This window comes from Bacillus sp. AG4(2022) (assembly GCF_031844465.1).
GTDB lineage: Bacteria > Bacillota > Bacilli > Bacillales > Cytobacillaceae > Bacillus_AB > Bacillus_AB infantis.
Map to the genome: position 1 here is coordinate 281,622 of NZ_JAUZVH010000007.1, position 21,047 is coordinate 302,668.

Annotated in this window: 16 protein-coding genes, 1 tRNA gene, 1 pseudogene and 1 riboswitch; of the genes and pseudogenes, 6 read left to right on the forward strand and 12 right to left on the reverse strand. The window is 46.2% G+C overall.

The window, feature by feature from the left end; genetic code table 11:
- Window positions 1–50: 50 nt before the first annotated feature.
- From Q9R36_RS19770 to Q9R36_RS19780, 3 genes are read right to left on the reverse strand one after another with little or no spacing between them, the layout of a single operon-like run.
- Window positions 51–1,925, reverse strand: a complete 1,875-nt coding sequence (locus Q9R36_RS19770) for a PTS fructose transporter subunit IIABC (RefSeq protein ID WP_311225768.1) — start codon at window positions 1,923–1,925, stop codon at window positions 51–53.
- Between the two features lie 13 nt (window positions 1,926–1,938).
- Complete coding sequence (gene pfkB, locus Q9R36_RS19775) at window positions 1,939–2,850, reverse strand: 1-phosphofructokinase (RefSeq protein WP_311225769.1); 912 nt, start codon at window positions 2,848–2,850, stop codon at window positions 1,939–1,941.
- Window positions 2,847–3,599, reverse strand: coding sequence for a DeoR/GlpR family DNA-binding transcription regulator (locus Q9R36_RS19780; RefSeq protein ID WP_311225770.1), 753 nt, complete (start codon window positions 3,597–3,599; stop codon window positions 2,847–2,849). Before Q9R36_RS19780 ends, pfkB begins: the two co-directional genes overlap by 4 nt.
- 268 nt (window positions 3,600–3,867) lie before the next feature.
- Here Q9R36_RS19780 and Q9R36_RS19785 point away from each other — a divergent pair, with 268 nt between their 5' ends.
- The 3 genes from Q9R36_RS19785 to Q9R36_RS19795 all read left to right on the forward strand — a co-directional run bounded on the left by Q9R36_RS19785 (window position 3,868) and on the right by Q9R36_RS19795 (window position 8,055).
- Window positions 3,868–4,209: a hypothetical protein gene (locus Q9R36_RS19785; RefSeq protein ID WP_311225771.1), complete on the forward strand. Its 342-nt coding sequence runs from the start codon at window positions 3,868–3,870 to the stop codon at window positions 4,207–4,209.
- Between the two features lie 222 nt (window positions 4,210–4,431).
- Window positions 4,432–4,628, forward strand: a riboswitch (cobalamin riboswitch).
- A gap of 134 nt (window positions 4,629–4,762) precedes the next feature.
- The gene (locus Q9R36_RS19790) at window positions 4,763–6,994 is read left to right on the forward strand and encodes a ribonucleoside-diphosphate reductase subunit alpha (protein WP_022544057.1); all 2,232 of its coding nucleotides are present in this window, start codon (window positions 4,763–4,765) and stop codon (window positions 6,992–6,994) included.
- Between the two features lie 17 nt (window positions 6,995–7,011).
- Window positions 7,012–8,055 carry a ribonucleotide-diphosphate reductase subunit beta gene (locus Q9R36_RS19795; protein WP_094768960.1) on the forward strand — a complete coding sequence of 348 codons (1,044 nt, stop codon included), beginning with the start codon at window positions 7,012–7,014 and terminating at the stop codon, window positions 8,053–8,055.
- 53 nt (window positions 8,056–8,108) lie between these two features.
- On the opposite strand, the pseudogene Q9R36_RS19800 reads toward Q9R36_RS19795, so the two are convergent.
- From Q9R36_RS19800 to Q9R36_RS19820, 5 genes and pseudogenes are all read right to left on the reverse strand, one after another.
- Window positions 8,109–9,450: pseudogene (locus tag Q9R36_RS19800) on the reverse strand (YjiH family protein).
- 13 nt (window positions 9,451–9,463) lie between these two features.
- Window positions 9,464–10,456 (reverse strand): agmatinase family protein, encoded by a 993-nt coding sequence (locus Q9R36_RS19805; protein ID WP_311225772.1) that lies wholly within the window; start codon window positions 10,454–10,456, stop codon window positions 9,464–9,466.
- Between the two features lies 1 nt (window position 10,457).
- On the reverse strand, window positions 10,458–11,720 hold the full coding sequence (gene hutI / locus Q9R36_RS19810; RefSeq protein ID WP_311225773.1) for an imidazolonepropionase: 1,263 nt from the start codon (window positions 11,718–11,720) through the stop codon (window positions 10,458–10,460).
- Window positions 11,717–13,393, reverse strand: a complete 1,677-nt coding sequence (gene hutU, locus Q9R36_RS19815; protein ID WP_224950837.1) for a urocanate hydratase — start codon at window positions 13,391–13,393, stop codon at window positions 11,717–11,719. Before hutU ends, hutI begins: the two co-directional genes overlap by 4 nt.
- Window positions 13,394–13,532: 139 nt before the next feature.
- Entirely contained in the window at window positions 13,533–14,999 is a 1,467-nt protein-coding gene (locus tag Q9R36_RS19820; protein WP_240684070.1) for a response regulator transcription factor, read from the reverse strand.
- 158 nt (window positions 15,000–15,157) lie between these two features.
- Here Q9R36_RS19820 and Q9R36_RS19825 point away from each other — a divergent pair, with 158 nt between their 5' ends.
- Complete coding sequence (locus tag Q9R36_RS19825) at window positions 15,158–16,246, forward strand: aromatic acid exporter family protein (RefSeq protein ID WP_224950808.1); 1,089 nt, start codon at window positions 15,158–15,160, stop codon at window positions 16,244–16,246.
- A gap of 73 nt (window positions 16,247–16,319) precedes the next feature.
- Window positions 16,320–16,402, forward strand: a tRNA-Leu gene (locus tag Q9R36_RS19830).
- 90 nt (window positions 16,403–16,492) lie between these two features.
- On the opposite strand, the gene Q9R36_RS19835 is transcribed toward Q9R36_RS19830, so the two are convergent.
- From Q9R36_RS19835 to Q9R36_RS19850, 4 genes are all read right to left on the reverse strand, one after another.
- Window positions 16,493–17,236, reverse strand: coding sequence for an SGNH/GDSL hydrolase family protein (locus tag Q9R36_RS19835; RefSeq protein WP_022544060.1), 744 nt, complete (start codon window positions 17,234–17,236; stop codon window positions 16,493–16,495).
- Window positions 17,237–17,358: 122 nt separating this feature from the next.
- Window positions 17,359–17,622, reverse strand: a complete 264-nt coding sequence (locus Q9R36_RS19840) for a DUF2188 domain-containing protein (RefSeq protein ID WP_022544061.1) — start codon at window positions 17,620–17,622, stop codon at window positions 17,359–17,361.
- Between the two features lie 115 nt (window positions 17,623–17,737).
- A complete protein-coding gene (locus tag Q9R36_RS19845; protein ID WP_009795548.1) occupies window positions 17,738–18,046 on the reverse strand; it encodes a hypothetical protein in 309 nt (102 codons plus the stop codon).
- 196 nt (window positions 18,047–18,242) lie between these two features.
- The gene (locus tag Q9R36_RS19850) at window positions 18,243–19,463 is read right to left on the reverse strand and encodes an MFS transporter (RefSeq protein ID WP_311225774.1); all 1,221 of its coding nucleotides are present in this window, start codon (window positions 19,461–19,463) and stop codon (window positions 18,243–18,245) included.
- 292 nt (window positions 19,464–19,755) lie between these two features.
- On the opposite strand from Q9R36_RS19850, the gene Q9R36_RS19855 reads away from it, so the two are divergent.
- Window positions 19,756–20,970 carry a fused response regulator/phosphatase gene (locus tag Q9R36_RS19855; RefSeq protein WP_009795545.1) on the forward strand — a complete coding sequence of 405 codons (1,215 nt, stop codon included), beginning with the start codon at window positions 19,756–19,758 and terminating at the stop codon, window positions 20,968–20,970.
- The last annotated feature ends 77 nt before the right edge of the window (window positions 20,971–21,047 follow it).

Genomic DNA, 21,047 nt, shown 5'->3' on the forward strand with positions numbered 1-21,047 from the left:
ACTATTGAGAAAGGAAAAAACCGGAAAGCACAGGGGCTTTCCGGTCATTTTCACTTCACTTGTGCTGCAGGTTTTTTAAAGATTCCCAACAGGACGGCAGATACAACCGAGCCAATCAGGATAGCCAAAAGATACAGCAGCGCATTTCCTTCTACTAGGAAGGAAACAAACACTCCGCCGTGAGGTGCCCGGAGGCCGATGTTAAAGAGCATGGACAGAGCGCCGGTTGTGGCAGCACCCGCCATGATAGATGGGATGACCCTGATTGGATCTGCTGCCGCAAATGGGATGGCACCTTCCGTGATGAAAGATACACCCATGATATAGTTGACAGTGCCTGCATCTCTTTCCTGTTTCGTGAATTTATTCTTAAAGAAAGTAGTAGCCAGAGCGATAGCAAGCGGCGGAACCATACCTGCCGCCATGATGGCAGCCATCGGCTCATAGACGCCGTTTGCCAGGAGGCCTGTTCCAAATACATATGCTGACTTGTTGACAGGGCCTCCCATATCAAAGGCCATCATAAGGCCCAGTACAATACCCAGCAGTACAGCATTGGCGGTGCCGAGACCGGCAAGCCAGTCTGTAATCGCATTATTCAGTGCACCGACTGGCTCATTCACTGCATACAGCATGGCAAGTCCAGTCAGTAATATTCCAAGAAGCGGGTAAAGCAGAATCGTCTTTATTCCTTCAAGAGCAGCCGGAAGCCCGGATAGGAGCTTCTTAAGCAGTACAACAATGTAACCGGCAAGGAATCCGGCGATCAAGCCGCCAAGGAATCCAGCCCCGCCGCTCGCTGCCATGAAACCACCGACCATACCAGGTGCAAAGCCCGGACGGTCCGCGATGCTCATTGCAATGAAGCCGGCAAGCACAGGAACCAGCAGGCCAAAGGCATTGCCGCCGCCGATTGTCATAAGTGCCGCTGCAAATTCATTGTAAGAAGGATCGTTCGGATCCGCAGAGTTATAGCCGAACATAAAGGAAATTGCAATCAGGATTCCGCCGCCGACAACAAACGGAAGCATATTGGAAACACCGTTCATCAAATGCTTGTAGATGCCGCCCTTTTTCTCCTTATTTCCGCTGTCTTCAGATGAAGCATTGCCTGATCCCTGATAGACCGGCGCATCTTTTTTAACAGCCCTGTCAATAAGCTCCTTAGGCTTTCGGATGCCGTCTGCTACAGCGGTCTGAATGACATGCTTCCCTTTGAAGCGTTCCATTTCCACTTTTGTGTCTGCTGCCACAATAACAGCAGCTGCGTTTTCAATTTCTTCCCGGGTGAGGACATTTTTAGCTCCGCCGGAACCATTGGTCTCTACCTTAATATCAATGCCCAGCTCAGCCGCTTTTGCTTTCAGGGAATCTGCTGCCATGTAGGTATGTGCAATTCCTGTAGGGCAGGCTGTGACGGCGACGATGAAATCTTTTTTGTTTTCCATGCTCTGCTCTTCTTCTTCGCCTTCTTCATCATGTGCATTAATGATATTCAAAACGGTTTCCGCAGAATCCGCTTCCAAAAGCTCCCTGCGCACTTCTTCTCTCATAAGGATGGAAGAAAGACGGGAAAGTGCCTCAAGGTGGGTATTGTTCGCACCTTCAGGGGCAGCAATCATGAAGAATAGATGTGACGGCTGTCCGTCCAGTGAATCATAATCCACCCCTTCAGCTGACTTGCCGAACGCAATTGCAGCATTGGAAACCGCCGCGGTTTTCGCATGGGGAATCGCAATGCCGTCCCCGATCCCCGTAGTGCTCTGTTCTTCTCTTTTAAGAATGGCCTCTTTGAAAGCGGAAATATCATTAAGCTTTCCAGCTCTATCCAGTGTCTCTGCCAGCTGGTCAATCGCTCCGCGCTTATCCCTGCCATTAATAGAGAGCAGGATTGTATCTTTTGTCAACAGCTCTGTTATTTTCATAAAGCTCTCCCCTTTATATTATTCTGACCGCTACCTGAGGCAGCAGCTCTTCTACTTTTTCAATCGTGCACAGGCCAATAGAAAAGGCTGTTGCACTGCCGGAAGCTACACTGTATTTAAATGCTGCCTCATAGCTGCCGCTCCGGCTGAATTCGGCAAGAAATCCGGCAACCATAGAGTCGCCTGCTCCCACCGAGCTTCTCAAGATGCCCTTTGGAACAGTCGCCGCGATGGCCATATCTTCATTCACGAATACAGCACCTTCCCCTGCCAGTGAAATAATGACGTTTTGCGCACCCATTTCGATAAGCTTCTTAGCGTATGGAAGCACTTCTTCGCACGTATGGATCTCTGTGCCAAATAATTCTCCAAGTTCATGGTGATTCGGCTTGATCAGGAAAGGACGGTACGGAAGAACCTTTTTAAGCAGCTCGCCCTCTGCGTCTGCTGCAAATCCTGCACCTGCTTCATGGCACATCTTCGCGAATGCTTCATACGTGTTGTCCGGCATTGTGGAAGGGATGCTTCCTGCAAGCACAAGCATATCTCCCTGTCCCAGCCAGCTGATTTCAGAAGTCAATGCATCCAGGTCTTCCTTGCTGATTTCAGGCCCCCTGGCATTGATTTCAGTTTCCTGACCGCTTTTCAATTTGATATTGATTCTCGTGTCATCCTTTACCTGGACAAAACGGGTTCTAATATTCTCTTCCTGGAGAGAGTCTGTGATATATCTGCCGGTGAATCCGCCGGCAAAACCGATTGCTTCGCTGTCAACTCCCATCCTTTTCAGGACCCGGGAAACATTGATGCCTTTTCCTCCCGGGAATTTAGATTCACTTTTTGTCCTGTTCAAACTGCCTATCTCGACATTGTCAAGCTCGACAATATAATCAACTGAAGGATTAAGTGTCAATGTATAAATCATGCTGTCACAACCTTAATTTTTGTTTTACTTATAAATTGTTCCCTGCTGTCTGCATCAAGTTCATTTGTGATAATGGAGGCTTCATGGAGCTCAGCAATTTTTGCGAAAGCGATTTCAGAAAACTTCGAACTATCTGAAAGTACATATGCTTCCCTCGACAGTGAAATAGCTGTCTGCTTGATCATTGCTTCCTCCTGGTCCGGTGTGGTATAGCCGAACTGCGGATGAATTCCATTAACACCCATAAAGCATTTATCAAACCTGTATTGCCCAAGGCTCGCTAAGGCCCCCCTGCCTATGATGGCATTTGTGTGCGGCTTTGCATACCCGCCCACAAGGAAGGTCTTAATCCCTCTTTCCATAAGGCTTTGAATATGCATAAGGCCATTTGTCACGACAACAATGTTTTTCAGAGGCAGAAAGGGAATCATTTCCTGAACGGTTGACCCTGCATCCAGGTATAGGCAATCTCCTTCTTCTACAAGGCCTGCTGCATACTTGGCAATATCCTTCTTCTCATGACGGTTTATGGATGATTTCTCAACCATGCTCGGCTCTTGAAGCTTTCCCTGCAGCCTGGCAGCGCCTCCGTGCACCCTTTTTAAAAATTTATCATTTTCAAGCTGTGATAAATCCCGTCTGATGGTTGATTCTGAGGAATCTGTCATTTCTACAAGTTCCTGTATTTTAACTGTATGCTTCTCTTTAAGCATTTGCAGAATGAGCTGATGTCTCTCTGGCGTCAGCAAGATTGTCACCTCCCAGCTCTTTATTATTGCCGCTTCATGGCTTTTGGCTTAGAAGTTTAAGATTTATTATGTAAGCCAATTGTAATGGAATCGATTTCAAAAATCAATCATTTTCACTCATAAACAATCAAATAGATTCAATGTTTGATTGTTTATGAATGTTTTTGTTTTATTTTAATTATTTTGATAATCGTTATGTTTTGTTAGCTGTCTAAAGGGAGGCTATAATGAAAGAGCAAAATATATAAATGTTTTGGAGAGTGTCTCAGTGAAAAATATTGGCGGTTTTTATCTTGAATTGATTAAAGTAATCATCATTGCTGTTGCTTCGTTTGCCCTTTTTGGGTCATTCCATGAAAAGATTCTGGAACTTGCGGTTCCGGCAGATGAAGATATAACAGGCAAAGCGTTCGGTCTGCCATTCTATATTCAGTCTGCTGCTTTATGCATGCTTCTTTTTCTTCTTTATAAGACAAATCTGCAGAGGTGGAGCTGGTATAAAAAATGGAAAAATAGCGGCAGGCTTTCGACAAATACGGCTCGGATTCTGCTAATTGCAGGGAGCGCCATGCTTCTCCTTCCATATTTTTATTATTTTATCGCTTTATGATTGCTGTTGGTTTTTAACTATGCTACAATCATGGTACAACATATTGATAATCCACCAGGAATCAGCACTACATATTGTTGTCCTTGTGAATGAATTTTGTTTATGGTCTCTTTTTCCTTTTTCGCTTCTGAAACTCGGGAAGCGATTTTTTTTGCAGAGAGTCCGGGGATTTTAGCGAATAATCGTCCTGGCTGCCGATTTTTGGCACCAGCCTTCAATTGAATAAGAATCCGCAAGCGATGGTGCCCTTTTAGGGCATAATAGGGAATCCGGTTCAACGCCGGAGCTGTCCCCGCAACTGTAAGTGTGTACGAAATGAGCATCCACTGTATATGAACGCTGAATAGGCGCATATATGGGAAGGGCTCAGAGTAGGATGAAGCACAAGCCAGGAGACCTGCCATGCTTGTACGAGTTTCGGTTCTTCGGGGATTGGGAAGATGAAACGATGGTATAAATCGTTTTATTTTCCTTTATGCCGTCGTTTGATCCGCCCAAATTGTGGGCGGATTTTTTTATTGTCAAAATACTGATCAACCCAGGAGGTACGACTATGAACATTTCTTCCGCAAAACCGCTGCCATTGGCATCCATTGATTCTGATTTCCCGCATTTGGATTTTCAGCCGCTTTATAAAAGGGCGACTCAGCTTCAGGATAATCACACTCCAAGTAATGATGAACTGCTAAACCAGCTGATTCTTGATTCCCTTTCCATGATCAGCGAGGCTGAGCCTGACTGGACATACGTGGCCGCCCGCCTGTACTTATCAAGTCTTTATGAGAAGGCTGCCGAGCACCGGCGCTCCACTGCCGGAGAAAGCTATGGCCCACTGTATGGGCTTATCACCGATTTAACCGATGCCGGCGTCTACTCCCCAGTCCTGCTGGAATCCTACACAAAAGAAGAAATTGATATAATCGGGACTTATATTGACCCGGAAAAGGACAGGCTTTTTACATATATAGCAGTGAAAATGCTTGCTGACCGCTACCTGAGCCGGGATAAGAAAAAGAGGCTTTTTGAGCTGCCTCAGGAAAGATTCATGATCATCAGCATGACTTTGAACCGTTCAGAGCCAAAGGAACGCAGATTGTCCCTCATTAAGGAATCCTATTGGGCTTTAAGCAATCTGTATATGACAGCAGCAACCCCTACACTTTCCAATGCAGGAAAAAATTGGGGACAGCTTTCAAGCTGCTTTATTGATACTGTAGATGACAGTCTCCAGGGCATATATGACAGCAACACAGATATCGCCAATCTTTCCAAGAACGGCGGCGGCATCGGGGTCTATCTGGGAAAAATCAGAAGCAGGGGCAGTGATATAAAAGGCTTTAAAGGGGCTTCATCAGGGGTCCTTCCATGGATGAAGCAGCTTAATAACACAGCTGTCAGCGTCGATCAGCTCGGCCAGCGCAAAGGGGCAGTCAGCGTCTATCTCGACATCTGGCATAAAGATATCTTTTCCTTCCTGGACAGCAAATTGAATAACGGTGATGAACGCTACCGCACCCATGATTTATTCACCGGGGTCTGCCTGCCGGATCTATTCATGGAAACGGTAGAAGCCCGCGGGGACTGGCATTTGTTCGATCCCCATGAGGTCCGCAGCGTTATGGGCTTCTCCCTTGAAGACTTTTATGATGAAAAGCCTGGTGCAGGTTCATTCAGGGTTAAGTATGAAGAATGCGTCGCAAACCCGCGGCTGTCGAAGCAAAAAGTTCCGGCAATCGATATTATGAAAAGGATTATGATCAGCCAGCTGGAAACCGGCACTCCATTCATGTTTTACCGTGATGAGGTAAACAGGAAGAACCCCAATCGTCATTTGGGGATGATTTATTGCACTAATCTCTGCACTGAAATCGTGCAGAATCAAAGCGCAACGATCACAAAAGACCAGCGCGAGGAAGATGGCCGGATCATCATAGAGAAAATTCCCGGCGATTTTGTCGTCTGCAATCTTTCATCTATCAATCTGGCAAGGGCAGCAGCCGACCATGTATTGGAAAGATTGATTCCCATTCAGGTCAGGATGCTTGATAATGTGATTGACTTGAATACCATTCCCGTCCTGCAGGGAGTGGCCACCAACCGGAAATACAGAGCAATTGGACTTGGGACCTTTGGCTGGCACCATTTGCTCGCCTTGAAAAAGCTCAGGTGGGAAAACGAAGAAGCCGTCCGGCTGGCAGATGAATTGTACGAAAAGATTGCCTTCCTGACGATTAAAGCAAGCATGAATCTGGCAATGGAAAAAGGATCATACCCGGGCTTCAAGGGCTCTGACTGGCATTCAGGCGAATATTTTACATCCCGGGGATACAGCAGTTTGGATTCTGTGCATGATTGGGATTCACTGATGCAGGCTGTCAGGAAAAATGGAATCCGAAATGGATATCTGATGGCTGTAGCACCAAATGCATCAACTAGCATCATTGCAGGAAGCAGCCCGAGCATTGATCCGATATTCAGGAAATTCTACTCTGAGGAAAAGAAAGATTATAAGATTCCGGTAACGGCACCCGACCTGAATGAGCATACAACCTGGTATTACAAATCGGCTTATGTGATTGACCAGCATTGGAGCATCCTGCAGAACAGCAAAAGACAGAAGCATATCGATCAGGCAATTTCTTTTAATTTATATGTGCAGAACAATATTAAAGCGAAGGAACTGCTGGATTTGCATCTGTCTGCCTGGAAAAACGGACTGAAGACGACATACTATGTCCGCTCTACTTCTTCCGACTTTGAAGACTGCGATTCCTGCTCAAGCTAATGAAAAGGAGTGATTCGATGACAACCCCTGTCAATAAGAGAGAAATCATGAATAAAACAGCACCAAACCGCTCTACTGGAATCATCAACGGAGAATGTTCCAATATCCTGAACTGGGACGATGTGAGGTTTCAATGGGCCTTTCCTAAATATAAACGGATGCTCGCCAATTTCTGGACCCCTTTTGAAATCAATATGTCACAGGACATCAAGCAGTTTCCTGATTTATCAGAAGAAGAAAAGGAGGCTTTCTTAAAAATAATCGGCCTACTGGCACTGCTTGACAGCATTCAGACTGATTATGCCGGTAAGGTCGCTGACTACCTGACAGATTCCAGCCTCTCCGCCCTGATGATCATCCTTGCCCAGCAGGAAGTGATCCATAACCATTCTTATTCTTATGTGCTTTCAAGTATTGTTGATAAGAATAAGCAGGATGAGGTATTTGAATTCTGGCGGACCGAGCCTGCCCTAATAAAGCGGAATGAATTCGTGGCTTCAGGCTACAGAAATTTTGCAGAGTCGCCCACTGTCGACAGCCTTCTTAAGTCCATCATATTTGATGTTGTTTTAGAGGGGCTGTTCTTCTATTCCGGCTTCGCCTTTTTCTATCATCTGGCACGAAACCAGAAAATGGTCGCTACCAGCACGATGATCAACTATATTAATAGAGATGAACAGCTGCATGTCGACCTTTTCGTTAAAATTTTCCGTGAAATCCTTGATGAATATCCTGATCATAATACAAAAGAGCTGGCCGAATTCGCAGAATCAACTTTCAGGGAAGCGGCCTATCTTGAAATTGAGTGGGCCCGTTCCATCATTGGGGATAAAATAAGCGGCATCCTGATCGGGGATGTGGAAGAATATATTAGATTCTATGCCAATGTCCGTTCCAACCAGCTGGGCTTTAACCGCCCATTCGAAGGATCAAGGACCAATCCCCTTCGCTGGATCAAGGCCTATGAAGAAGTCGATCTCGGGAAATCGGACTTTTTTGAACAAAAGCCGAGGCAGTATGTGAAGGTGAATACAGTGGATAATGGGTTTGATGATTTATAAATGGCATCAGGACCAGAAAAACCAGCACGGCACAGGCCATGCTGGTTTTATCTTTATAAAAGCAAATAGACAAGCGGTGCAGCAATGACCAGCGTCAAGATCACCCTTTCAATCCATATGACGATCAGCACGGGAATTGAAAGAGGAATTTCCGTCGATACAATACAAGGCACAAGCGCCGAAAAAAAGATGATACCTGATACAGAGACAATAGCAATGACAACCTTCAGTTCCAGTGCAGCTTCAGTGACCAGCAAGGCAGGGAGAAACATTACTGCTATGCCAAGTGCGCTTGCCTTAGCAGCAAGCATTGGCTCCGGCAGCTGCAGAACGGATGTGAACGGATGTGAACGGATAAAAGATATAGCCAATCCAGTCAAAAACCGGAGTGAACTCAGCTAAAACCAGGCCAAGCAGTCCAATCGACAGGATGGATGGCAGGATGGCCATAGCCATTAGCAGCCCATCTTTCAAGTTGACCCATATATTCTCCAAGAGGCGCGGTGAATATTCCGCTGTCTGCCTGGCCTCCGCCCATGCTGCAGTGAAAAGGTTTCCTTGGACCTTTTTTTCAGGCTGCGGAACAGATCCTTCGTAATAATCTTCTTTAAATTTCGACAGCGGCCAGATTCTGACCGTTATCGCTGTTACAAGGAAGGTTACGAAGAAAGTAAGCCAAAAATACAGATTCCACATTTCCATCAGCCCGAGGGTCTTTGCCACAATGACCATGAACGTGGCAGAAACAGTTGAAAAGCCGGTGGCAATGATGCTTGCTTCCTTGCCGTTATACTTGCCTTCTTTATAGATGCGGTTGGTTATTAAAAGGCCGACCGAATAGCTGCCCACAAAAGAAGCGACAGCATCAATGGCAGAACGCCCGGGCGTTTTCCAGATGGGCCGCATGATTGGCCTTGCAAGGACCCCGATGAATTCCAAAAGGCCGTAGCCTACCAGCAAAGAAAGGAATACAGCCCCTATCGGCACCAGCAGTCCGACGGGAACTACAAGCTTGTTGTATAAAAACGGCCCCATATCCGGATCAAACAGCCAGGCTGGACCCTGATTCAGGAGAATCATAATGCCTGTCAGCAGACCAGCCACTTTAAACATAGAAAAAATTATATCTGTAGCGGATTTCTTCCATTTCCCTGTCCAAAAAGGATATATGGCTCCTGCAGCCAAAATGAACAGAGTATAAAAAGGGATGGCAGGTTCCGCTGCCGTTTGGATATAGGTCACAAAATGATCAAGCAGGATGGATTTCTTTTCGCCGATTGTAATGGGGACAAAGAAAATGAACGCGCCTATGAAACTGTAAACGAAGAATTTCCACATAAATGGCGTTTTGGTGCTTATGTCTGTACCGGGCTGTTTTGGCAGATTGGTTTCCATATCAATCGCTCCCTTAACAGTGAATGTTCAATCCTTCTTTCCGCATTGTGCAGCCGGTCATAAATTGCAGCCAGGCATATACACCCGCTTTTACCGTTTCTGACACGTTGGAATCCTTTGTCGGGTCAAGACAGACAAAGTCAATATGCAAAACATGCGGACATTTGCCAATTTCGAGCAGGACATCAAACAGTTCGCCAGGCATCATACCGCCCGGAGTTGACGCAGGCACGCCCGGAGCTGCGGAGATGTCCAGAACATCCATATCCACTGTTACATAAACACGGTCTGTCCTGGCTGCCAAATCATCCAGAGACTCCTGCACTGTTTGGATCAGCCCTTGCCTCCGGGCATTCTTCATGGTCACCATCCGGATCTTGTGTTCTTTTGCATATTCAACCAGCGGCCTTGCATTGAAATAGCCATGAAGTCCGATATTGACTATATCTTCCCCCTTCACAGCACCGCCATCGATAAGCTGGCGGATCGGTGTGCCATTCGCAGGCCCGAGCTCCTTCGGGTCCCTTACATCCAGATGGGTATCCAGCTGAAGGATCCCAATCCTTTCGTCAGGAAAAGCTTCCTTAATTCCGCGGACAGAGCAGGCTGTGACTGAATGGTCCCCGCCGATCAGGCAGCTGACAGATTCAGGGAAGCCTTTTGCCAGTGAACAGGCTGTCTCCTGAATACGGCTATGGGAAAGGGGGATATCAGTTGTATGCATAAGTACATCTCCTGCATCAGCAGCAGTTAAAGAGGTCAAATCGATATCTTCATCAAGATTATAGGCTGCGTATCCTTTCCACATTTTCCTGAATTCATCCGGGTATAAGGATGCACCTGAAACACTGATGGATGATCTTGATAAGGGTGCTCCATAAATGATGACATTGGGTTCCCCTTCTGTCTGTTCCAGCGGACGGATCCATTGATGGACGAATTCAGGGGAGCTGCCTTCAGCCATATCCCAGGACCAGCCGGGTTTCGTCAGCCAGCGAGCCTCCATCTTAGCCCACCACCTTTATGCCTTTTTTCCAGACGGAATGGACATGATTGACCCCGAACAAATATTGCAGTTCCCGGTAGTCCTTCACATTCCACAAGACAATATCTGCCTGCTTGCCTTCTTCCAATGATCCTATCCGGTCTTCTCTCCTGATGGCGCATGCTGCATTATAGGTTGCAGCTGTCAATGCCTCTGCCGGCGTCATCCTCATCAGGATACAGGCAAGATTCATGACGAGGGGCATGGATGTTGTCGGCGATGAACCAGGGTTGCAGTCTGTTGAGATTGCTACAGGCACCCCTCTGTCAATCATCATCCGCCCTTTGGCAGCTTCCTCCCGCAAATAAAGAGCCGTTGCCGGCAGCAGGCAGGCAATTGTACCTGCCTTTGCCATCGCCTCAATGCCAGCTTCCGAAGCCTTCAGCAGATGTTCTGCCGAAACAGCTCCCACCTTGGCAGCCAGCTCTGCGCCGCCATAGGACTCAATCTCATCTGCGTGTATCTTAGGAAGTAGCCCGAACTTTTTCCCGGCCTCAAGAATCCGCTCTGCCTGTTCAGGAGTATAGACTCCCACTTCGCAGAATACATCATTGAACTCTGCGAGCTTTTCAGCAGACACCTCCGGCAGCATCACTTCAATAATATAATCAACGAACTCATCTTCCCTTCCTTTGTATTCCGGCGGCACTGCATGTGCCCCCATGAAGGTCGGGACAATATCAACATGATGCTGTTCATTCAGTTTTTTCATCGTCCGCAGCTGCTTCAGCTCGGTTTCCAGCTCCATTCCATAACCGCTTTTTCCTTCTACTGTTGTAACTCCATGAGCAAGGAAGGAGTCAAGGCGGACAGCAGTCTGCTCCAGCAGCTCCTCTTCCGATGCCTCCCTTGTCATTCTAGCTGTTGCGTGGATTCCGCCGCCGCTGTTCATGATATCCATATAGCTGGCACCTTCAAGGCGCATTTCGAACTCCTGTTCCCGGCTGCCGCCATATGCTGCATGAGTGTGGGGATCGATCAGTCCCGGAGTGACAAGTCGGCCGGAAGCATCAATAGTCTCTGCATCCTTCAGGATGGCAGCATATTTTTTTTCGATTTCCCCTGCTGAAGCTGCTGCCAAAATATTATTGCCCTTGATCAATAAGCTTCCGTTTTCAATCAGTCCGAGCTCTGACATATCACTTTTTGAGCGCGGACCTTTCACGCTTGAGGCGAGAGTCGCAAGCTGAGAGGCATTTTTAATCCATAAGATCCTGCTGCTCATGCCTGGTCACTCCCCTTATCAAGCATTGGCATTCTAATACCTTTTTCTCTCGCAGTTTTCTTTGCCAATTCATATCCAGCATCAGCATGACGGACAACTCCCATGCCGGGATCAGTAGTGAGCACCCTTTCAAGGCGCTTTTCAGCTTCCTTAGTGCCATCTGCAACTATGACTACACCCGAATGCTGGGAGTAGCCCATCCCGACTCCGCCTCCATGGTGAAGGGAGACCCAAGTAGCGCCGCCAACTGCATTGATGAGCGCATTGAGAATCGGCCAATCTGAAACAGCATCAGACCCGTCCAGCATGGATTCGGTTTCACGGTTCGGAGAAGCGACCGAACCTGAATCCAAATGGTCCCTGCCGATTACTACCGGTGCACTCAGTTCCCCGCTCGCGACCATATCATTAAGAATCTTGCCGAATCTGGCTCTTTCTCCGTAGCCAAGCCAGCATATGCGGGATGGGAGCCCCTGAAACTGGATTTTTTCCTGAGCCATCCTGATCCAATTGCATAAATGCTCATTATCGCTGAACTCTCTCAGGATAGCCCGGTCGGTTTTGTAAATATCTTCAGGGTCTCCTGAAAGGGCTGCCCATCTGAAAGGCCCTTTGCCTTCACAGAACTGCGGCCTTATATAGGCAGGAACAAAGCCAGGGAAAGCAAAAGCATCCTCCACCCCCTCGTCCTTTGCCACCTGGCGGATATTATTGCCATAGTCAAAGGTGATGGCGCCCTTATTCATCATTTCAAGCATCGCTCTCACATGAACAGCCATGGATGATTTTGACCTTTTGACATATTCGGCTGGATCCGCAGCCCTCAAATCTTCTGCCTCGCCAAGTTCCATGCCCTCAGGGATATAGCCATTCAGCGGATCATGGGCTGATGTTTGGTCTGTCAATACTTCCGGGATGAAATTCCTTTGCAGCATTTTCGGAAGTATTTCAGCAGCATTGCCTACGAGGCCGATAGAAAGGGCCTTCCCCTCTTTCTTTGCCTGCTCAGCCAGGGAAATGGCATCCTCCAATGAATCCGTTTTCATATCCGTGTAGCCTGTTTCAATCCTTCGGTCAATTCTTGTCTCATCCACTTCTATCCCGATGCAGACACCGCCATTCATCGTAACAGCGAGCGGCTGGGCCCCGCCCATGCCTCCAAGGCCTGCTGTTACAGTAATAGTGCCTTTAAGGGAACCTCCAAAATGCTGATTTGACAGCTCGGCAAAAGTCTCATATGTCCCCTGTACAATTCCCTGGGAACCAATGTAAATCCAGCTTCCGGCGGTCATCTGCCCGTACATCATAAGGCCCTTGCGGTCAAGCTCATGAAAAGTTTCCCAATTGGCAAATGCCGGCACGAGGTTAGAATTGGCAATCAATACACGCGGAGCATCACTATGCGACTTAAAGACGGCTACGGGTTTGCCTGATTGGACAAGGAGAGTTTCGTCATTTTCCAGCTTCTTTAGCGTCTCTACTATAGCATCAAAGCTCTCCCAGTTTCTGGCCGCTTTCCCGATCCCCCCGTAGACGACCAGCTTATCAGGCATTTCTGCTACATCCGGATCCAGATTATTCATTAGCATCCTCAAGGCAGCTTCCTGCTGCCAGCCTTTTGTATTCAGTTGGTTCCCCCGGTATCTTTTCACTCTCTCAGCAGCTGTTTCCATCATTATTCCCTCCTGTTATAGTTTCTTTTATTTTACTTCTGGACAGGAGGAAATTAATTTATAATCTGTTGATATTTTTACAAATGATTGCAGTTCAAAGATACTGAGGTAGACATAATTAAGATGAATTTCAAAAATTTCAATTATACTTAGTTTTCCGCCTATAGGAAGCGGGTGTGGAAGATGCAATGGATTTAAACTTGGACGAAAAATAAGAGGGATGTGAATAGCCGCACATAGCCGCAATTCTTTCAATTGGCAGATCTGTCTCAATCAGAAGCCGCTTTGCCTCACGGATCCTGATCTGGTGAAGCCTCTCGCGGAAGGTCAGTCCTTTCTCGGCAGCAAACCGCCGGCTCAATGTACTTTTATGTATTCCCAGGGATTCCGCACAATCTGATAAATTCCAGCCCTCGTTCCAGTAATTTGACTCTATTAGTTCCTCGGCTATTTCAACAGCCGGGACAGGATCAATAGCTTTGCGGCTATATTCCTCAAAAAGCCTGGCCGCAAATTTCTCCAGTTCATTGACAATCTCATGGATGGTCGGCGAATGGACAATCTTCTGAAAAACACGGTGGTAATTTTCCTCCAATATATCCGACTGCAGCTGATAGGTTTTCATATATCTTCTCGCCTGAGCAAGCACACTAGTCAGCCGGACCCTCACCAGCTCTGGATCAGGATATGGGGATTCAAGGGCAAGGAACTCCCTTTCACACCACAACCGAATGGCTTTTACGTCTCTTTTTTCAAGCATTTCTATCCATTCCCTCTGCTCGACCGGTGTCAGGAGAGGGTCCATTTCCTTTGTTAAAGACGGATGATTTTCTGAAATGATAATGTCATAGCCTTCAAAGAAGATCAGTTTGGTCAGCATCCGTACATGCTGGTAGGTATCCTTCAGTGATTGTGGTTTCCTGGTTTGATATACGATAACAGCAAGCGGGACAGCAAAGCTTTTTTTCCAAACCGCCATGAATGAGTGGAACTCGTCCAATGCCTCTCCTCCATATGGTGAAGTGCGGACAAATAGGACGAACTCTGACAAGGCGAACACTTTGCCGGCTTTAGCCGCAGTGCGGCTGCTCAATAAGCTGTATAATGACTCAAGCGCTGAGCTGTCAGGCGTCAGGAAAGCAGCCATGGTCAGACCCCTCTCCTCCTCCCCATTTGTGACAAACAAATCCGGATAGCCGGGTTCCTGTAATTGCGCTTGTCCGGCTTGCCCCTGCTCCGGCGAGTTCCTCAGCTCATACCTGATCTGCTGGACAGCCCTGATCAGTTCTGAAGAAGAAAAGGGCCTGAACAGCACATCCTCTCCCCTGTATTTAAGTGCGCGGTATGCTGTCTGAAAAATCCTTTCAGAGGATATCCCCAGCCAGCATAATCTTTTACTCTTCAATTCTTCCGCTTCTTCGCCGGAGAATTGTTCCCAGCTGTCCATATTGATAATGACCAGTCCCGGTGAACCGTGTTCGATGGCAGCCAAAAAATCACGAATGTTTTTCCAAACCCTGAGATCTATCCCGCTTAAATGGGATTCCAGCACCCAGCGTATCCCCTGAGCCTCCAGATCATCTTTCGGAACTAAGTGAATGAGCATTGGAGCACTCCCTTCTCTGCCTCTCATGACATTTGCTTTGTATGATTGGACTACTTGCCGGCAATCCGGCTCTTCGTTATTTTCCCCATAGTGCATGGGGGTTGCGATATAATATATATATCATGAAAATATCCAACACAGTTAAAGAAGGCAAAAAAATGAAAGCATATCTATTTAATTTTGCAGGCGGGAGGATTGTCAAAACCGGGATTGCTGTTTTTGTAACAGCCTTTATCTGCCATTTGCTGGATTGGCCTGCAATGTTCGCTGTCATAACAGCCATAGTAACAATAGAACCAACAGCTGCTGACTCGATAAGGAAGGCATTCATCCGCCTTCCCGCTTCTGCCATAGGAGCAGGTTTTGCCGTCTTTTTTGCATTTCTGTTCGGAGACAGTCCGTTTTCGTATGCATTCGTTTCCCTTGCAACCATCATTGCCTGCCATAGACTGAGGCTCTATGAGGGCACCGTTGTCGCTGTGCTCACCGGAGCTGCAATGATCTCAACTGTTCACGACCATTACGCAGCTTCTTTTTTCATACGTCTGGGCACAACCTGCACAGGCCTGATCGTCTCTACTTTGGTCAATATCTTTATCATGCCTCCGCAGTATTCTAAGACTATTACATTGGGAATAGACTCAGCTTTCGAAAAGGCTTCCTCTATTTTAATGACGGTATTCACCCATATCTCAGGTTCCCCCCGTGATAAAGCAGGAGTTCTAGAGGATTTCCAGAACCTGTCAAGGGATACGGACAAAATTGAAAAATTGTGCCTGTATCAGAAGGATGAGTGGAGGTTTCACCGTTTTACCCGCAAAGAAATACGGTGCTACAGACTTGAATACAAGAAATTAATTATTCTCCGGCAATTGATTTATCATATTGGCAACCTTGTTTACCTGCCAAAGTCCCGCTTTAGCCTGGATCTGAAAACCAATGCTGCGGCTATCCCGGTAATGGAAACCGTTTCATTCATTTTCAAGGATAAAGGCTTTATGCCGGCTGAGGATTATCTGGAGCAAGTAAATGCGCTCACACAATGGTTCAATGAACAGAAAGAAACATTTGCCCCGGCTGATTTGCATCCGCATCAGCATCATCATATCTCACCTGCGGCTGCGGTTTTATATGAGATCCTCTCGTTGCATGATCTTGCCGAAGAGCTGATCCATATCAGGTCACTTGAGGAGCGGAGTAAAGAGCTGCTCCAGCTGGCAAATGATACAGCCAGTGAAGGCAGATAATTTTTCAAAAAAAATATAAAAAAATAGTGTACAAACATAATTATTATGCTATAATAAATTCAGTTGCTAGTAAGCGGTTGTGGCGGAATGGCAGACGCGCTAGATTCAGGTTCTAGTGGGGGCAACCCCGTGGAGGTTCAAGTCCTCTCAGCCGCATAAAAGATTCACTAAGTAAAGCGATTTGCAGATGCAAATCGCTTTTTTCTATTCTTACAATAAAAATAAAGGCCAGCCCACGGGCTGCCCTTATTTTTCTGTTACAGAAGTTAAATGCATATTATCCATATTGCCGGACTGCATAAAGGCTGAAAGATAATTGTAAATCTCTGCCCCAAGGATTTTGTAACCCCATTCGGTCAAATGGATTCCATCGGCCGAAATTAATTCTGCCAGGTCACCCGCCTGTTTTAATGCAGATCTTACATCGATTTTCAACACATTCAGTTCATCCGCAATTTTATTCAGACTCTGATTATATTTTCCATGCCAGTGCTCTATCCCGCCAACTCTGCATATCCAGCCGCTGATCTGTGAACTGAACTTGCCTGAAATATTCTCGTAATAGCGGACCGGATCAAGCGGAGGCAGGGTCAGGAGAATGGGAGTGATCCCGCTGTCCTTTACTTTCTCTATCATATATCTTAGATTGTCTGCATATTTGTCCAGCGGAACTGAAGCCCTATGTTCGCCGCCCGGATTTTGCGCGACCTCTTCCCATGAAAAATTGCAGTCATTGCCGCCAATGCTGATGATGGCAAAATCAGGTTTCTCATCAGTAACATCCCGTTCAAGCCTTGACAGCAGAAGATTCGAATTATCATTAAAGACACCTTTGTTCAACACTTCAATATGCAGTCCCGCTTCACCTGCACTATTATTTTTGAATAGCTCCTGGAGAACCGCTGGATAATTCTTTTTTAAGATTCTCAGCCGCCCTTTTAGGTAGGACACTCCGCGGGTTAGACTATCACCAAAGCAAACTATTTTCATGATGGACACCCTCTGTATTTCAAACTTTATTTTAGAATAGCATATTAGCCCGTTTAAAACGAATACGGTGTTCGGGCATTCCTCAAAAAAAAGGCTCAGCCAGGGGCTGAAGCCTTAAATCCTTATTGGCGGTAATTCTCCTGGTCCTCTATCCTTCCTTCATCATTATGGATAATAGCCATTGTCCCCGCTTCCTTCGCCATTTCCTTTGCCTTGTCCACAGCTTCGGACTTGGAGCCTGTTGTCAATTCCGGCTCATCTTCGCCTTCCTTTTTTACAGCCCAGCCTTCTTCATCATTTGGCACAACATGGAAATTCGCTTCATCTGTCCCTGCACGATCCTGGAAATACTGATTGCGGTCATCGCTGTTTTTATTATCTGCCATATGATCAGCCTCTTTCATTTAAATTTTTTATCCACTACACTATTACCCTTTCATTTTTGAAAAAAACACAGCCGGCACTATTCCGTCAAAAGAAAAAAGCCAATCAAAAGACTGGCTACTTCTTTTCGACACGGATCAATCCGTCCCTCATATTGTCTTTCTCAAAATAACAGACTACTGTATCCTCTTTTTTTATGATGATGTTCTGATCCAGGTCATCCAGTGTAAAAGAAATGCCCAATCCATCAGCAGACTTCCCATAGTATGTCCCTTCTTCAACCTTGGTAATTTTATATTCAAAAGAAACATAGTCTTTTTTCTCTTCTACGTTGGCATTTGTCTTTTTTGCATCGAAATCGAATGAGGAAATCAATACAAATAAAACAGCAGACAGCAGTGATAAAAGAATTAATCTTTTAGCCATATGTATCCCCCCATGGACATAGTTTAAGCATCAGAAATTTTCAGATTGACGCATTCTGCTTTTCTTTTCCCTGATTTCCTGCTGCCAAAACCATAATGATGAATTTTGAAGTTTTTATCATACTGCTGTTCCTGCCTGAAGGAAAGTGTCAAAAGACATAGCAGTGCCTATTTTTATAACAAAAAAACTGGGCCTGCTATTGCAGTGCTCCAGCTTTTCCATTTTTACCTGTATCCTCTTTTTTAAGAAATATAAGATACATGATCATTGATAGCAATACTGATATTGCTGCAGTTAAATAAATGCTGCCATAGCCGAACCAGTGGCTGATCTGCCCGAATGCCATTGCTCCAATCCCTACACCAAGATCAAAGAAAGAAAAGAATGTTGCGTTGGCCATTCCCCTCCTGTTCCTTGGTGCCTGTTCAATCGACCATGCCTGCAGAGCAGGCTGCACACTTCCAAATCCGAGTCCATAGAGCACTGCAGCGAGATATAAAATGCCGGTGCCCGGCAGCCATGAAAGCAGGACCATAGCGATTAATATCAGAAGAGCGCCTGGTACAAAAATAGCTTTATGTCCCTTTAAATCATAAACCTTCCCGGCAAAGGTCCTTGTCAGCATAATGGATAGAGCATAAATAAGGAAATACCATTGAATTCCGCCGATGCCCTTTTGAGCTGTATAGAGCGGGAGGAAGGAAGCAATGCCCCCAAAAGTGACAGTAATAAAAAACAGCAGGACGGATGGTTTCAAGGCGCTTTTCTCATAAAAGTCCCATTTTACCGGAGTTGCAGCGGCCTGGCTTTCTTCTACTTTTTTATAGCGTATCCGTGATGAAAGTAAAAGAGCGGCACCGCCAAGAGCAGCACAAATTAAAAACAGGTGCTTGAATGTCAGTATTCCTGCAAGGGTGAGTCCCAGCGAAGGTCCAAGAGCAAGGGCGATATTGCCTGAAAGGCCATAATAGCCCATACCCTCCCCCCTCCTTTTAGGCGGAATCAGGTCACTTGCAATTGTCCCGGAAGCAGTAGTGGAAAATCCCCAGCCCACGCCCTGGATAATCCGTAATAGAAATAAAAATATGATTCCCGGTACGAACCCGAATGCTCCCACTGCAAGAATAAAAATAAAAAGGCCGAGCAAGTAAACCCAGCGCCTTCCTTTTGTTTCAAGAGCATGGCCGGCATAGGGCCTGAGAAGCAGGGCAGAAAATGTGAAAATACCGACCACGAATCCAATCAGCTGGTCGTTGCCTCCAAGCTCTTCGACAAATAAAGGGATGGTAGGCAATGTCATCTGAAAGCCTAAAAACACAAAAAAATTGGCAATGCAGATCAAGACAAAATCCCTTGTCCAAATTTTATCTGCACCTGAATCCTGCCGGAGATCCACTTTGCTATTTTCTTCATCCATAAATGGTTCTCCTCTCTATGTAAAAATCACCCTTTATTTTACAGCAATCATGAGCAGCTGCCTAATAAACGGCCTTTCTATTTTATATTTTGTACAGCAGCATGAAACTATAACGGAAATTCCGGGAAAATATGTTTAGCAGCCGGAAAAGACGGGTATATAATGCGGAACGGTTTCCTGAACCGCTGTCATACATAATACTTTTACAGGTAATTGCTTCCCCGGCCTGTCTGAATTAAAACTGTTTTATGAGGAGCTGAAAATGCTCCCTTTCCTAAAGGAGATAGTGAGAATGTCAATTTTAATAGTGGATGACAACCAGGTGAATTTGTTTGTAGTTGAAAAAATTCTCAGGAATGCCGGCTATGAAGACTACCGGTCATTTACATCGGCTAAAGACCTGTTCAAGCACTTGGAAAACGCGGGGCCCGCTTTTGCCCAAAACACCGCGGATGTCATCCTGATGGATATTATGATGCCTGAAATGGACGGGATCGAAGCATGCAGACGCCTCCAGGAGAATCCGCTGTACCGTGACATCCCTGTCATATTTGTCACCGCCCTTGAGGATTCCCAAAAGGTAGCAGAGGCACTGGATGTAGGCGGCATTGACTACATAACAAAGCCTATCAATAAAGTGGAGCTTGCAGCCAGATTAAGAGTAGCTTTAAGGCTTAAGGAAGAAAAAGATTGGCATAAAGAGCACGAAAAGAAAATAAGGGATGAATTAGATCTTGCTCAGCAGGTCCAGCATAATCTTTTGAGCGAAATGGTTCAGGAGGATCACATACATATTAATGCTTCCTATATTCCGGCTTTTAAACTGGCAGGAGATATGTATTATTGGCATAAGATTGATGAGAACAGGTATGCTGCCATTGTTTTGGATATGATGGGGCATGGCATTTCAGCCTCCCTTGTCTGCATGTTCATCTCTTCTGTCCTGAGGGACGTTATCAGGAATTTCAGCGAGCCTGAAAGAGTAATCAAAGAGCTGAATAAATGGATGGTTATGCTTGAGAAAAAAAAGAGCGGACTCCACTACTATTTTACAGCTGTATACCTGGTGATCGATACAAAGAAAAAAACAGTAGAATACGTTAATGCCGGGCATCCGCCATGCTTTGCCCTTGTGGATGGTCGGGAGACAGTCCCAATGAAAAAAGGAAGCTGCGCCATTGGCTTTTGGGAAAACATAAAAGTCGAAAAATCTATCATTGAATACGAAAAGAGCATTCAAATCCTTTTATATACCGACGGGGTGATGGAAGCCATTGAACGGAAGTTTGAGGATGGCATTCCCTTGCTGGCAGAGGCTGCGGGCAGGAAATGGGACAAAGAAACAATTGATGCGCCCATTAATCTTGTCATCCCAAAAGAGCTCCAAGCATGCCAGCCGGACGATATGTGTGTCGTCATGATCCAAGCCAAGGCGGAAAGCGAACAGGTGCTGAAGCATCCGGCCATTGAAGCCGCACAGAAATATTCTGCTGCCGGGCTTGCTTAGAGAGATGCAGACTGGCCAGCAGGGCTGCACCCAATAAATTACCATGGGTTGCAGCAAAATGTCCTGTCCTGTCCCAA